Origin of the sequence: Sphingomonas xinjiangensis (assembly GCF_014199255.1) — a bacterium.
GTDB lineage: Bacteria > Pseudomonadota > Alphaproteobacteria > Sphingomonadales > Sphingomonadaceae > Sphingomonas > Sphingomonas xinjiangensis.
Genome location: NZ_JACIJF010000003.1, coordinates 163,694 through 176,883 on the forward strand (window position 1 = coordinate 163,694; position 13,190 = coordinate 176,883).

Sequence of the window (13,190 nt, forward strand, 5' to 3'; positions counted from 1 at the left end):
AGATGATTGCGGTGTCAGCGAAGTCCTTGAGCAGAAAGGCTGAATTGTCCGATAAATCTTAGCCGTCGATCCGTGCAAAATCTGCGACATTGTGCACTGCACCCCGCATACGAGCGAGCAGCGCGAGCCGCGCCTCGCGCTTGGCAGGATCGGCGTCATTCACCGTCACCTTGTCAAAGAACGCGTCGATCGGCGCGCGCAGGCTCGCCAGCGCGGCCATCGCACCGGCAAAGTCCTCGCGCTGGATCGCCACGGCGGCCACCGGCTCAGCAGCATCGAGCGCGGCGATCAGGTCGACCTCCTCGGGTAATGGCTGGTATCCGAGCGCGAGAGCCCCGCTTTCACCACCATCGTGGCCTCGAGCCGCGGCGGAGACGTCATAGCCCTCCTTTTTGAGGATGTTGGCAGCACGCTTGTAGCCGGCAAGGAGATTGGTACCGTCTTCGGTGGTGACGAAGGCCTGAAGCGCGTGGACACGCGCGAGCAGGCGGACGAGATCGTCCTCGCCGCCCAGTCCGAACACCGCGTCAATCAGGTCGTGGCGGACGCCGGCCTCGCGCTGCTGGACCTTGAGGCGGTCGGCGAAGAAGTCGATTGATGGCGCCGGATGCAGCCCGGAAGAACCCACGCCGGCATAGAAGGGCGCGTCGGCCGCGACCGGAAGTGCCAGAACCTCGGCACCGTCGGCCATCAGCCGTTTGGTGTCACCGCTAACCTCCAGGTACATCGGCTCGACCGGCACCGGCCTGCCAAGCGCGCGCAGGCAGGTCTCCAGATGCAGGTCGACCGCTTTGGTCAGGCACTTGCCCAGTTCGCCGCGCAGCCCGTTGGCGGTGATGAGCCGGATCACGCCCAGCGCCGCGCGCCGCAGCGCGAACGGGTCTTTCGACCCCGTCGGCGGCTCGTCAATCAGGAAAAAGCCGCGCAGTGTATCCAGCTTGTCCGCCAGGCTCACCGCCACCGTCACCGGCGCGGCAGGCACCTCATCCCCCTGTCCGACCGGCTTGTAATGGTCGCGCACCGCCTCGGCGACCGCCGGGTGCTCGCCCTGCGCTGCGGCGTAATAGCCGCCAATCAGCCCCTGGAGCTCGGGGAACTCGCCGACCATGCCAGTGACGAGATCCGCCTTTGCGAGGCGCGCCGCGCGCTCGGCGAGATCGGCGTTGGCGCCCTGGACAATCCCCTCCTCCACCAGCCAGCGCGCCAGCTTGGCGACGCGTTCGACCTTGTCGGCGACCGTGCCCAGCTTGTCGTGGAACACGATCTTCGCGAGCTTGGGGCTTAGATCCTCCAGTCGCGTCTTGAGATCGGTGTCGTAGAAGAATTTGGCGTCGCTCAGCCGCGCGGCGAGCACCTTCTGGTTGCCCTCGACGATGCGCGCGCCATCGTCGCTCGCGTCGATATTGGCGGTGCAGACAAAGGCGTTGGCAAGCTTGCCGCTCGCGTCGGCGCAGACGAAATATTTCTGGTTCACGCGCGCGGTGAGCTGGATCACCTCGGGCGGCACCTCCAAGAAGCTCTCGTCGAAGCGGCCGAGCAGCGGCACCGGCCATTCGGTTAGACCGGCATTCTCGAACAGCAGCCCCTCGTCTTCGATCAACGTGAGGCCGGCCTTCTTCGCCGCCATCTTGGCGCCCAGCGCGATGATGTTGCGGCGTTCGGCGCCGTCGACCACGACGTGGCACATGCGCAGCTTTTCGACATAATCGTCGGCGCTGCCAATCGTGATCACGCCCGGGTGATGGAAGCGGTGGCCGACCGTCGCGGCGCCACTCTGCACGCCGGCAATCTCGAACGGCACCACATCCTCGCCCAGGATCGCGACGATGCCTTGGAGTGGGCGGACCCAGCGCGGGCTCTCGGTCGATTGCGACGCGGCGCCCCAGCGCATCGACTTGGGCCAGGCAAAGGCGCGGATCACGGCCGGGACCGCTTCCGCGATCACGTCGGCAGTAGCGCGGCCGGGCTTGTTCACGACCGCAAAGTAGACGCCGTCCCGCTCGACGAGTTGGTCCTGGGTAAGGCCGGTCTTGCGGAGAAACCCTTCCAGCGCCTGGGGTGGCGCGGAGGTGCGCGGCCCCTTGCTCTCCTCCGACACGGCCGCCGTCTGCTCGGGCAGTCCGCGCGCGATCAGCGCTAGCCGGCGCGGCGTGGCATAGGTGACGGTCTCGGCGGCCTTCAGCCCGGCCTTGTCGAGCTCGGCGGCGAACAGCCTTGCCAGGTCCTCCCGCGCGCGCTCCTGCATGCGGGCGGGAATCTCTTCGGAGCGAAGTTCGAGGAGGAAGTCGGTCATTTCAGCCCACGCGAAGGCGCGAAGGCGCCAAGAGAGGAAGTTAGGAGGTTCGCGCAGAGGCGCAGAGGCGCAGAGGCACGCAACCCGGCGGCGTCAGCCGCCCCTACATTGGCAAGAGGCTTGGCAAGCGGTACGAGTCGAGGGCCGCTGGCGCGGCAAGCACGCATCTCTGCGCCTCTGCGCCTCTGCGCGAACCTCTTCTTCTCCGCGCCTTCGCGCCTTCGCGTGGAACCAATCACGCCACCCATCCCGGATACTTGGCCTGCCAGTCCGGCGTGTTCTTCTCGATCCACGCCGCGCAAGCGCCCTTAGCCAGGTCGCGCACCCGGCCCATATAGGCCTGGCGTTCGGCGACCGAGATCACGCCGCGCGCCTGGAGCAGGTTAAAAAGGTGGCTGGCTTCGATCGCCTGCTCGTACGCCGGGATCGGCAGCTTGGCCTCCAGGCAGTTCTCGCACTCGGCCGCTGCCTTGCGGAACGCGTCGAACAGCGTGTCGGTGTCGGCGACTTCGAAGTTCCAGGTCGACATCTGCTTCTCGTTTTCGAGAAACACATCGCCATAGGTCACGCCCGCGTCGTTGAACGCCAGGTCGTACACGCTGTCGACATTCTGGATGTACATCGCCAGCCGCTCCAGCCCGTAAGTGAGCTCACCCGCCACCGGCTTGCAGTCGAATCCGCCCATCTGCTGGAAATAGGTGAACTGGGTGACTTCCATGCCGTCGCACCAGACTTCCCAGCCCAGCCCCCAGGCGCCGAGCGTCGGCGACTCCCAGTCGTCCTCGACGAAGCGGATGTCGTGCTTGGTGAAGTCGATGCCGATCGCTGCGAGGCTGCCGAGATACAGTTCCTGCAGGTCCGGCGGGCTGGGCTTCAGGATGACCTGATATTGGTAATAATGCTGGAGGCGGTTCGGGTTCTCGCCATAGCGCCCGTCGGTCGGACGGCGGCACGGCTGGACAAAGGCTGCGTTCCACGGCTCGGGTCCGAGCGCGCGCAACGTCGTCGCGGTGTGGAAGGTGCCCGCGCCCATGCGCATGTCATAAGGTTGTAGGATCAGGCAGCCGCGCGTGCTCCAATAGTCATGGAGCTTGAGGATCATGGCCTGGAAGCTGAGGGGTTCCGACATGTCCGGTGCTTTGGCGTGCCGGCCCCGCGTTGACAAGGCGGCAGTGGCGGCTCTCTAGGCTAAGCCCATGTTCCGCGCCCTCCTCCTCGGGCTCGCGCTGCTGGCTGTCGGCGGCTGCGGGTCCAAGCACGCCGCCCACGACGCCGATCCCGCTTTGTGGGTGGTGAAGGACGCCGACACGACAATCTATCTGTTCGGCACGGTGCACATGCTCAAGCCCGGCTTGAGCTGGTTCGACGATGGTGTTCGCAAAGCGTTCGACGAAAGTGGCGAACTGGTGATGGAAGTGGTGATGCCGCCCGAAGGCGAGATGCAGGCCTTGGTGAGCGAGCTCGGCATGACCGCGTCGGGCCCCGCCCTGCCCGATCAACTGCCGGCGGACGCGGTGGAGAAGATGCATGAGACGCTTACGAAAGCAGGCTATCCCGCCGAGACGCTAGACCGCGCCGAGCCATGGCTGGCCGCGACGATGCTGTCGTCGATGCCACTGCGCGAGCTCGGTTATGACGAGAAGGATGGGGCTGAACAGGTGCTGACCGCCGCGGCCAAAACAGCGGGCAAGCGCGTGTCGGGGCTGGAGACCGCGCGCGAACAGCTGGGCTATTTCGATGCGCTGCCGCTTCCGGCCCAGCGCGCGTTGCTGCTCGACACGCTCCAGGAGCTGCCGAACACCGGCGCCACCGTCGACAAGATGGTGGCCGCGTGGAGCAAGGGCGATGCCGACGGGCTGGCAGGGATCATGAACGAGGATCTTGCCCGCTCGCCCGAACTTGCCAAGGCGCTGCTGGAAACGCGCAACCGCAATTGGGCGGGCTGGATCACCCGGCGGATGCAGCAGCCGGGTACCGTCTTCGTCGCAGTGGGTGCCGGGCATCTGGCGGGCGCGCACAGCGTGCAGGCGATGCTTGCGGCGAAGGGGCTGAAGGCGGAACGGGCGAACTACTGATCCTCGCCGGCCGGGGAGGATTGCGGAAGCCCGCCATTTCCGCTACAGGCCGGCGCTTCCGTGCCAGGGTCATCCCTGGAGGCCTGGCCGGGAATGAAACACTTTAGCACATTGGAATCGACACATGAGCGAAACGCTTACGCTGTCGGCCGAGACGCGCGAACAGGTTGGCAAGGGAGCCTCCCGTTTGCTTCGTCGTGAAGGCCGCGTCCCCGCCGTGATCTATGGCAACAAGGCAGATCCCGTCAGCATCCACCTGAACGAGCGCGAGCTCCAGAAGCTGCTCAACACCGGGCACTTCTTCAACTCGGTCGTGATGGTCAATGGCGAGCGCACGCTGCCTAAGGACGTGGCGTTCGACGTCGTGACGGACCGTCCGCTCCATGTCGATTTCCTGCGCATCTCCGAGCACGCGACCGTCACCGTCCAGGTGCCGATCGTGTTCGTCGACGAAGACGAGGCTCCCGGCCTGAAGCGCGGCGGCGTGCTCAACATCGTCCGTCACGAGCTGGAGCTGGTGGTCGACGCGGCTGACATCCCCGACCAGATCGAGATCTCGGTCAAGGGTCTGGAAGTCGGCGACTCGCTGCACATCTCCGCCGTCACCCTGCCCCAGGGTGCGACCTCGGCGATCACCGACCGTGACTACACGATCGCGACCGTGGTTGCCCCGTCGGCGCTCAAGTCGAGCGAAGGCGAAGCCGAGACCGAAGCCGCCGGCGCATAACGCCCGCGAACTTCGCGGTTCAAAAGATCGCCTCCGCACCCTAGGTGCGGGGGCGATTTTCGTTTGGGAGTGTTGGCATGCAGCTCTGGGTCGGCCTGGGCAATCCGGGGCCGCAATATGCGATGCACCGGCACAATGTCGGGTTCATGGCGCTGGATGCCATCGCCGAGGTGCATGGCTTTTCCACGCCCAAGAAGCAGTTCCAGGGCTGGACCCAGGAAGGCCGGATCGGGCCGGAGAAGATCATCCTGCTCAAGCCCGCGACCTTCATGAACGAAAGCGGGCGCGCCGTGCGCGCGGCGATGGACTTCTACAAGCTGACGCCCGGCGATGTGACGCTGTTCCACGACGAGCTCGACCTGGTGCCGATGAAGGTAAAGGTAAAGACCGGCGGGGGCACCGCCGGGCATAACGGCCTGCGTTCGACCGACGCCCATATCGGCCCGGACTTCCGCCGCATCCGGATCGGTATCGGCCACCCTGGGCACAAGGACCGCGTTACCGGCTATGTGCTGGGCAACTATGCCAAGAGCGAGATCGAGCCGCTGACTGACATGCTGGGTGCCATCGCCGCCGAAGCCGAATGGCTGGCCAGGGGCGACGATGCACGCTTCATGAGCGACGTGGCCTCGCGGCTTCAGGACTGATGCCGACAAAAAGGGGCCCCGGTCACCCGGAGCCCCTCCTCTGCTAGCCTGTCCGGCCGCTTACTTCTTGCCGACGACTTCGCCGACCAGGCGCTGGTCCGCGCCGTTAACAATGCCCGTGCCGGCAAAGGTAATGCCGATTTCCTTGGCCTGCGAGCCGAAGAAGCCGCCGGCGATCGTGCCGTCGAGCCGGCTGCCGGTGCGGAAGCTGCCGGTGAACTGATTGTTGCCGACACCGATCGCGCCCTGCGCGGTGAAGGTGCCGTACGGGGTAGTTGTGGTGCCAGTGGTGGTCGTCAGGTTCATCGTGACGGTGACCAGGCCGGTCGCGAAGTTGACGCTTACCGTCGCGGTGCCGCCAACACGGCTGATCGTGGTAGCACCGCCTGCAACACTGACCAGGCGGGCGTTGACGCGCGAATTATATGCCTGCGTCCCGGTGGTCGGCATGTCGGTCAGCACGGTGGGATAGCCGAACACGGTGTACGCAATACGCTTGGCGCCCGCCGCCGAGTCACCGCGCCACCAGTTGGCGTAGCTCATCTGGGTGAACTGAAGGCCGGCGTCGCTGGTGATCACGGCCGCGCCGCCGGTTGTGGCGGGTGGAATGGTGTTGTTCAGGAACTCGAGCTGCGAGAACTTGCCCAGCGTCGCGGTGTCGGTGGTGCGGAACACGAATTCAGGGTTCGTGGGCGCAGGCGGGATGGTCAGGTTCGCACGCTTGAAGCGCGATTCCTCGGTGTTCTCGCGGATCACATATTCGGTGCTGTCGACCGTGATCGCGTTGCTGGTGGCCAGCCGCACGCGGGTGGAAATCGTTTCGGTGCCCGCAACGCCCAGCGTCACGGCGCCGGCGTCCGGATTGCCGGTGTAGCTGGTGGTGGCGTTGATGGTCGAGAACTCCGCCGCCGCCGCCAGCGGGAATGCGGTGTAGGTCGGCGATGCGGTGGGTGTCGGGGTCGGCGAAGTGGTCGGCGTCGGCGTTGGCGACGCGTCGTCGTCATCGCTGCCGCTGCAGCTCGCAAGCGCCAGCGTCGCAAACGCGGCGCCCATGATCATATGACGGCGAATCATTCCCCACTCCTTCAACAAAACGAATACATACCCGACAAAGGCTCGCGGCCCCTGTACTCCAGATGAACGGGGGGGCGTCAAGCGACCAAGGGCCTTCTGGCGTGGTGCCGCGGACATGCGCGTGCATCCGGTTGACCCGGGCCGCTGTCGCTTCGAACATACTTCGGGCGCCGTAAACGGTGATGGTCGCGGCCATTCCAGTGCGCCGCAGCCGCCCGCCCGGGTCGCACTTGAAGCTGGAATCATCCCAGACGCCATGACGCACACGCGGTTCTGCCCGTTCGAGCAACACCGCCGCAACGCCGCCGATATAGAGCGTCACGGGATTGGCATAGACGTCCAGGATACCGAGTTCGGCGCGGTCATCGCCGGCTCGCCGACGGGACGCGTGAAATCGACACCCTGCGGCGCGAGCACCTGGGCAGCGAGACGGTCGAGAAAGCTGCGCATTATTGCAGGCACAACGCTGCTGCACGCCGCCTGGCTCCCCATCTGCGCGCGAGCCGCTGGAAACGCGCGCGCTTTGCGCCTATCGAGCGGCCCAACCAGCCGGTATTTCCGGCACCAGCAATACAGGATCACGGTTCCCATGGGTTTCCGCTGCGGCATTGTCGGCCTGCCCAACGTCGGCAAGTCCACGCTTTTCAACGCGCTCACCGAAACCGCCGCGGCGCAGGCGGCGAATTATCCGTTCTGCACGATCGAGCCGAACGTCGGCAACGTAGCGGTCCCGGATCCACGGCTGGACAAGCTCGCCGCCATCGCCGGTTCGCAGAAGATTATCGCCACCCAGCTCGGCTTTGTCGACATTGCCGGGCTGGTGCGCGGCGCGAGCAAGGGCGAAGGCCTGGGCAACCAGTTCCTGGGCAATATCCGCGAAGTCGACGCGATCGTCCATGTGCTGCGTTGCTTCGAGAATGACGACATCCAGCATGTCGACAACAAGGTCGATCCGATCGCCGACGCCGAAACGGTCGAGACCGAGCTGATGCTGTCCGACCTGGAAAGCCTGGAGAAGCGCGTCCCCAATCTCGTCAAGAAGGGCGCTCAGGGCGACAAGGAGTCCAAGATCGGCGCCAGCGTGCTCGGCCAGGCGCTTGAACTGCTGCGTGAGGGCAAGCCTGCGCGGCTGACCGTGCCCAAGGACGAGGAAGAAGCCAGGGTATTCGCCCAGGCGCAGCTGCTGACCGGCAAGCCCGTCCTGTATGTCTGCAACGTCAACGAGGAAGACGCCGCCAACGGTAACGCGCTGTCTGCCCAGGTGTTCGAGAAGGCCAAGGCCGAGGGTGCGGAGGCCGTGGTGGTCTCCGCCGCGATCGAAGCCGACATCGCAACGATGCCGCTCGAGGAACGCGCCGACTTCCTCGCCGAGCTGGGCCTGGAGGAGACCGGCCTCGCCCGCGTGATCCGCGCTGGGTATAAGCTGCTCCACCTGCTGACCTTCTTCACCGTCGGTCCCAAGGAAGCCCGCGCCTGGACGGTGCACCAGGGCGCCACGGCGCCGAACGCCGCCGGCGAGATCCATAGCGATTTCGAGAAGGGCTTCATCCGCGCCGAGACAATCGCCTATGACGACTTCGTCGCGCTGGGTGGTGAATCCAAGGCGCGCGAAGCTGGCAAGCTACGCGCCGAAGGCAAGGCCTATGTCGTCCAGGACGGCGACGTCATGCACTTCCTGCACAGCTGAGCGACACTCGCCGCACCTAGCCTTTGTGGGCGGGTGCGGCGTTAAGTTGAGGAAGTTGCGGTCTGCGCGCGAGTGAAGTTGAGGAAGTTCTCGTCCTCACACGGCGTGAAGTTGAGACCGGTTCGAATCCACGGTCGAAAGAGCGGCCGCACGGCGACGTGCATAGATCAGCAGACGAAATCCTACATTGCAACGCCGGATCGGAGCGTCGTGCGTTTCAGAGGGTGTGGGCTAAGACCGCGAGATGGCGTTCGATGATCTGGGCAATGCGGGACGAGAAGTTCTCCATGATCGGTACGATGCGGCTACCCCGCAGGTCGCGCCGTTCAGGATCGATGGCACACAAGGTGCCAAAGAAGCTGGCATCCGACAGGATGATCGGCACCGAGATATAGCTTTTGAACCCGTAGAGCGTCGGGGTTGGGTGCGACCGCCATTCGGTTTCCTCCGTCGCATCATTGATAACCACTAGCTGCGATGTCTTGCGGATATCGTCGCAAATAGTGGTCGCCACGCCCAGTTCGTCACCTGGATTCATCCCGAACTGAATCTGATCTATGACCTGACAGGCGATCCAGCGGTCTTCGGTGACTCGAGCGACTGCGGCGAACCCCATGCCGGTCAGCCGACACACCTCTTCCAGGATCTGCCGCACGTTTTCGTCGCGGGCGAGCAGCATCGCTTCTTCGTGCACTAGGTCTGCCATGCAGCCTTCATCGGCAAAGGCGAGCGAATTGGCAAGAAACAGCGGGGAACGGCGCGCCTGCGCGGCGCGTGTCAGCTGTCGAAGGCCGCCAGGATCGGGCACGGCCCTTCCCCGCCCTTGCCGCATTCATGCGCCAGCTTGCGCAGCGCGTTGCGCGCTTGCGTCAGCTCCGTGATCTTGGCGTCGAGCGCGTCGAGCCGTTCGCGCGCCAGTTCGCGGGCGCGCGGGCGGTCGTTCCGCGCGTCGAGGTCGAGCAGCTCCGCGATCTGGTCGAGCGTGAAGCCGGCAGCCTGGGCCGAGCGGACGAAGCGCAGCCGGCGCAGGTCCGAATCGTCATAGCGGCGGACGCCGCCATATCCCCCTGCCCGCTCAGGTTCGGCCAGCAGACCGCGGCGCTGGTAATAGCGCACCGTCTCGACCCCCACCCCGCCGGCCTCGGCAAGCTTGCCGATCGTCATTGTCATGCCGCTTGACTCCGTACCATGGTACAGGCGCTATATGCCCGCCCATGGCGAGTAATGCAAAGCGCGCGACGCTCTATCGCATGGTCCTGCCCGGGCATGTCTGTCCGTTCGGGCTGAAGTCGAAATGGCTGCTGGAACGGCATGGCTATGCCGTGGACGACCGTCCGCTGACGACGCGTGACCAGGTCGACGCGTTCAAGGCCGAACAGGGCGTCGCGACCACGCCGCAGACGTTCATCGCAGGCGAACGCGTCGGCGGGCACGACGATCTGCGCCGTTTCTTCGGCAAGTCCGTCGCGGACAAGGGCGCGACCAGCTACAAGCCCGTAATCGCGCTGTTCGCGATGACGGCGTGCATGGCGCTGGCGGCGACCGTGGCGGTGGAAGGCACGCCCTTTACGGGACGCGCGGCGGAGTGGTTCGTGAGCTTCAGCATGTGCGTGCTGGCGCTGCTCAAGCTGCAAGACGTCGAGCGTTTCTCGTCGATGTTCCTCAATTACGACCTGCTCGCGCGGCGCTGGGTACCGTACGGCTATGTCTATCCCTTTGCCGAAGGACTGGCCGGCGTGCTGATGACGGCCGGCGTGCTGCCTTGGCTGTCGGTGCCGGTGGCGCTGATCATCGGCGGGATCGGCGCCGTGTCGGTGTTCCAGGCGGTCTATATCGATCAGCGCACGCTGAAATGCGCGTGCGTCGGGGGATCAAGCAACGTGCCGCTCGGCTTCGTGTCGCTCACCGAAAATCTGTTCATGGTCGGCATGGCGCTTTGGATGCTGCTGCGCCCGATGGGAGTATTCTGATGCGTGCCAGTCTGATCGCGCTTGCGCTGCTCACGCCGCTGCCTGCGCTGGCCCAGGAGCATGGCGGCCATGCATCGCCCGCCCCCGAAGCGGAAGCGCCGCCGGTGGACCATGGCGGCATGGATCACGGGGCGACGCCCCCGCACACCATAGATGGCGGTACGACGGATCACAGCACCGTGGGCCACGGTTCAATGGACCATGGCGCGATGAAACAGGACGGAACCATGGCAGGTGGCGGGATGGTGCCGCGCGTGACGCCAGGCACCGGCACCTCGCTGCTGCCGGGCGCCGAAGGCGGCATGCGCGGCGTGCACCTCACGCACGGCGGCGACTGGATGGTGATGGCGCATGGCGACGTGATGCTCGCCTATACCGACCAGGGCGGCCCGCGCGGCGACGATGCGGTATATTCCGGGTCGATGGCGATGCTGATGGCGCAGCGCGACTATGCCAGCGGCGCGCGGCTGCGCTTCACCGGCATGTGGAGCCTCGATCCGATCAACGGCCAGCGCGGCTATCCCAATCTGTTCGCGACCGGCGAGACCGCGCATGGTGCTCCTTTGGTCGACCGGCAACACCCGCACGACTTCTGGATGGAGCTGTCCGCACGTGCCGACGTGCCGCTGGGCGGCGGCGTGACCGGCTTCCTTTATGGTGGTCCGGTCGCCGAGCCCGCGCTCGGGCCCTCGGCATTCGTGCACCGCCGCTCCGCGCGTTACCTGCCGCTGTCGCCGATCAGCCATCATTGGTTCGACAGCACGCACGTCACCTTCGGTGTCGTCACCGCCGGGCTCGCCGCGCGCGGCGTCCAGCTTGAGGCATCGGCCTTCAAGGGCCGCGAACCCGACGAGGAGCGCTGGGGGTTCGACACGCCCAAGCTCGACAGCTGGAGCGTGCGCGCGAGCTTCACGCCCTCGCCCAATTGGGCCTTCCAAGTCAGCTACGGGCGCCTGGAACAGCCCGAAGCGATGCACGCGGGCGAAGACGAGCGGCGCACCACCGCCAGCGCGCATTATGCTAAAGGCGGCTTCTCGGCGATGGCGGCGTTCTCGGCCAAGGACCGCGTGCCGGGACAGGTGCTCACCGCCTGGCTGGGCGAGGCCAACTGGAACCTCGACCGCCATCATAGCCTGTTCGGGCGGGTGGAGAATGTCGGCAATGACGAGCTGTTCCCGGACCATGACGATCCGCTGCACGACACCAAGTTCCGCGTGACTCGGTTCGAGGGCGGTTATGCCTACCGCATCCCCCTAGGGCGTGCCGAACTGGCGCTTGGCGGATCGCTTGCGGCTTATGCCAAGCCTGCGGCGCTGGACGCGGCCTATGGCGATCGCCCGCTCAGCTACACGCTGTTTGCGCGATTCGCCGTCGGGCAATAGGACTTTTTGCCGCAACAATTCGCTGGCAACGCCGCGCCATGCGTTTCTCCTTCAAACTCGCCGCCGCAGCCCTGGCCGCGCTGCTCCAGGCTTGTACCACCGCACCCGTCGCCGCCCCTCATGTTGCGGCGGCGCCGGCCGAAGCGCGGGCGCCGGTCGCGATCCTGGTGTCCATCGATGGCTTTCGGCCCGATTATCTGAACCGCGGCGTTACGCCTGTGCTGTCACGGCTGGCGGCGCAGGGCGTGCAGGCGCCGATGCGCCCGAGCTTTCCGTCCAAGACCTTTCCCAATCATTGGACGCTCGTCACCGGGCTGCGTCCCGACCGCAACGGCATCGTCGCCAACAGGATGGAAGACGCCGCGCGGCCGAACGAGGTCTTCACCATGGCCACCGACGATCCGTTCTGGTGGGACGAGGCCGCGCCGATCTGGGTGGACGCCGAAAAGGCAGGCATTCGTACCGCGACGATGTTTTGGCCGGGCTCCAACGTGCCGTTCGGCGGTACGGTCGAGAAAGGTGGCCATGGCAAAGTTACAGGCGGCACCCGCCCCAGCGACTGGCAACAGTTCAACCAGGCGGTGACCGGCGAGCAGCGCGTGAATGGCGTGCTCGACTGGCTGCGCCGTCCCGCCGCGATCCGGCCGCAACTCCTGACGCTCTACTTCGACACGGTGGACAGTGCCGGCCACGCCTATGGCCCTGACGACCAGCGGACCAGCAACGCCGTGGCGCAGGTCGACAAGATGATCGGCCAGTTGGTCGACGGGCTGGCAGCACTCGGCCAGCCGGCGAACCTGGTGATCGTCGCAGACCACGGCATGGCGCAGACCAGCGACACGCGCATGGCGCTACTGAACCTGCCGGCAGACAGCTACCATCTGGTTGAGGCGGGCCCTTATGCCGCGTTGACGCCACTGCCAGGCAAGGAAGCGGTGGTCGAAAAGGCGCTGCTGGGCCGGCATCCGCATTTCGAATGCTGGCGCAAGGGCGAGATCCCGGCGCGCCTCCATTATGGCCGCAATCCGCGCGTCCCGGCAATCCTCTGCCTCGCCGAAACGGGCTGGCAGATCGGCGACAGGGCGCCCAAGGAGCCGTTCACCGGCGGCGCGCACGGCTATGACAACGCAGCGCCGGAGATGGCGGCGCTGTTCATTGCCCATGGTCCTGCGTTCCGACCGGCCAAGCTTCCGGCGTTCGACAATGTCGACGTGTATCCGCTGCTGCGCGACCTGATCGGATTGCCGGCAAAGGCCGGAGTCGATGGTAACGACACGCCGTTTAAGGCGGTGCGCGCCCGCTGAGCCGCTTGCACGGGGGAGCGTTCCGGTCGAA

Annotated in this window: 14 protein-coding genes; 7 read left to right on the top strand and 7 right to left on the bottom strand. The window is 65.8% G+C overall.

The window, feature by feature from the left end:
• Positions 1–58: 58 nt before the first annotated feature.
• Together glyS and FHT02_RS06515 are read right to left on the bottom strand one after the other, a co-directional pair.
• The gene (glyS, locus tag FHT02_RS06510; RefSeq protein ID WP_184085739.1) at positions 59–2,293 is read right to left on the bottom strand and encodes a glycine--tRNA ligase subunit beta; all 2,235 of its coding nucleotides are present in this window, start codon (positions 2,291–2,293) and stop codon (positions 59–61) included.
• 235 nt (positions 2,294–2,528) lie between these two features.
• Entirely contained in the window at positions 2,529–3,422 is an 894-nt protein-coding gene (locus FHT02_RS06515; protein ID WP_184085741.1) for a glycine--tRNA ligase subunit alpha, read from the bottom strand.
• 67 nt (positions 3,423–3,489) lie between these two features.
• Between FHT02_RS06515 and FHT02_RS06520 the strand changes: the two genes are divergently transcribed.
• The 3 genes from FHT02_RS06520 to pth all read left to right on the top strand — a co-directional run bounded on the left by FHT02_RS06520 (position 3,490) and on the right by pth (position 5,742).
• The gene (locus tag FHT02_RS06520) at positions 3,490–4,368 is read left to right on the top strand and encodes a TraB/GumN family protein (protein WP_184085743.1); all 879 of its coding nucleotides are present in this window, start codon (positions 3,490–3,492) and stop codon (positions 4,366–4,368) included.
• 124 nt (positions 4,369–4,492) lie between these two features.
• The gene (locus tag FHT02_RS06525; RefSeq protein ID WP_184085745.1) at positions 4,493–5,095 is read left to right on the top strand and encodes a 50S ribosomal protein L25/general stress protein Ctc; all 603 of its coding nucleotides are present in this window, start codon (positions 4,493–4,495) and stop codon (positions 5,093–5,095) included.
• A 77-nt stretch (positions 5,096–5,172) separates the two neighbouring features.
• Positions 5,173–5,742, top strand: a complete 570-nt coding sequence (gene pth, locus FHT02_RS06530; RefSeq protein ID WP_184085747.1) for an aminoacyl-tRNA hydrolase — start codon at positions 5,173–5,175, stop codon at positions 5,740–5,742.
• Positions 5,743–5,802: 60 nt separating this feature from the next.
• Here pth and FHT02_RS06535 read toward each other — a convergent pair whose 3' ends face one another.
• From FHT02_RS06535 to FHT02_RS21315, 3 genes are read right to left on the bottom strand one after another with little or no spacing between them, the layout of a single operon-like run.
• On the bottom strand, positions 5,803–6,816 hold the full coding sequence (locus FHT02_RS06535; protein WP_184085749.1) for a transferrin-binding protein-like solute binding protein: 1,014 nt from the start codon (positions 6,814–6,816) through the stop codon (positions 5,803–5,805).
• Positions 6,743–7,138: an oxygenase MpaB family protein gene (locus FHT02_RS22210; protein WP_221239338.1), complete on the bottom strand. Its 396-nt coding sequence runs from the start codon at positions 7,136–7,138 to the stop codon at positions 6,743–6,745. The genes FHT02_RS06535 and FHT02_RS22210 overlap by 74 nt, the downstream gene beginning before the upstream one ends.
• Entirely contained in the window at positions 7,135–7,407 is a 273-nt protein-coding gene (locus FHT02_RS21315) for a hypothetical protein (RefSeq protein WP_221239339.1), read from the bottom strand. Before FHT02_RS21315 ends, FHT02_RS22210 begins: the two co-directional genes overlap by 4 nt.
• Here FHT02_RS21315 and ychF point away from each other — a divergent pair.
• Complete coding sequence (gene ychF / locus FHT02_RS06545; protein WP_184085751.1) at positions 7,406–8,503, top strand: redox-regulated ATPase YchF; 1,098 nt, start codon at positions 7,406–7,408, stop codon at positions 8,501–8,503. The two genes, FHT02_RS21315 and ychF, sit on opposite strands and share 2 nt — an antisense overlap.
• Positions 8,504–8,720: 217 nt before the next feature.
• Here the strand turns inward: ychF and FHT02_RS06550 are convergent, their stop codons facing one another.
• Both FHT02_RS06550 and FHT02_RS06555 read right to left on the bottom strand, forming a co-directional pair.
• Positions 8,721–9,197 carry a GAF domain-containing protein gene (locus FHT02_RS06550; protein ID WP_343056852.1) on the bottom strand — a complete coding sequence of 159 codons (477 nt, stop codon included), beginning with the start codon at positions 9,195–9,197 and terminating at the stop codon, positions 8,721–8,723.
• 83 nt (positions 9,198–9,280) lie between these two features.
• Complete coding sequence (locus tag FHT02_RS06555; RefSeq protein ID WP_184085753.1) at positions 9,281–9,673, bottom strand: MerR family transcriptional regulator; 393 nt, start codon at positions 9,671–9,673, stop codon at positions 9,281–9,283.
• Between the two features lie 44 nt (positions 9,674–9,717).
• Here FHT02_RS06555 and FHT02_RS06560 point away from each other — a divergent pair, with 44 nt between their 5' ends.
• The 3 genes from FHT02_RS06560 to FHT02_RS06570 are packed head-to-tail and all read left to right on the top strand — an operon-like array spanning position 9,718 to position 13,159.
• The gene (locus tag FHT02_RS06560; protein ID WP_184085755.1) at positions 9,718–10,473 is read left to right on the top strand and encodes a MauE/DoxX family redox-associated membrane protein; all 756 of its coding nucleotides are present in this window, start codon (positions 9,718–9,720) and stop codon (positions 10,471–10,473) included.
• The gene (locus FHT02_RS06565) at positions 10,473–11,855 is read left to right on the top strand and encodes a hypothetical protein (protein ID WP_246352231.1); all 1,383 of its coding nucleotides are present in this window, start codon (positions 10,473–10,475) and stop codon (positions 11,853–11,855) included. Before FHT02_RS06560 ends, FHT02_RS06565 begins: the two co-directional genes overlap by 1 nt.
• 38 nt (positions 11,856–11,893) lie before the next feature.
• Positions 11,894–13,159, top strand: coding sequence for an alkaline phosphatase family protein (locus FHT02_RS06570; protein WP_184085757.1), 1,266 nt, complete (start codon positions 11,894–11,896; stop codon positions 13,157–13,159).
• Positions 13,160–13,190: the final 31 nt, after the last annotated feature.

Coding starts and splice junctions, on each gene's coding strand:
- glyS (WP_184085739.1), bottom strand. CDS start 2,293: ATGACCGACTTCCTCCTCGAACTTCGCTCCGAAGAGATTCCCGCCCGC.
- FHT02_RS06515 (WP_184085741.1), bottom strand. CDS start 3,422: ATGTCGGAACCCCTCAGCTTCCAGGCCATGATCCTCAAGCTCCATGAC.
- FHT02_RS06520 (WP_184085743.1), top strand. CDS start 3,490: ATGTTCCGCGCCCTCCTCCTCGGGCTCGCGCTGCTGGCTGTCGGCGGC.
- FHT02_RS06525 (WP_184085745.1), top strand. CDS start 4,493: ATGAGCGAAACGCTTACGCTGTCGGCCGAGACGCGCGAACAGGTTGGC.
- pth (WP_184085747.1), top strand. CDS start 5,173: ATGCAGCTCTGGGTCGGCCTGGGCAATCCGGGGCCGCAATATGCGATG.
- FHT02_RS06535 (WP_184085749.1), bottom strand. CDS start 6,816: ATGATTCGCCGTCATATGATCATGGGCGCCGCGTTTGCGACGCTGGCG.
- ychF (WP_184085751.1), top strand. CDS start 7,406: ATGGGTTTCCGCTGCGGCATTGTCGGCCTGCCCAACGTCGGCAAGTCC.
- FHT02_RS21315 (WP_221239339.1), bottom strand. CDS start 7,407: ATGGGAACCGTGATCCTGTATTGCTGGTGCCGGAAATACCGGCTGGTT.
- FHT02_RS06555 (WP_184085753.1), bottom strand. CDS start 9,673: ATGACAATGACGATCGGCAAGCTTGCCGAGGCCGGCGGGGTGGGGGTC.
- FHT02_RS06560 (WP_184085755.1), top strand. CDS start 9,718: ATGGCGAGTAATGCAAAGCGCGCGACGCTCTATCGCATGGTCCTGCCC.
- FHT02_RS06565 (WP_246352231.1), top strand. CDS start 10,473: ATGCGTGCCAGTCTGATCGCGCTTGCGCTGCTCACGCCGCTGCCTGCG.
- FHT02_RS06570 (WP_184085757.1), top strand. CDS start 11,894: ATGCGTTTCTCCTTCAAACTCGCCGCCGCAGCCCTGGCCGCGCTGCTC.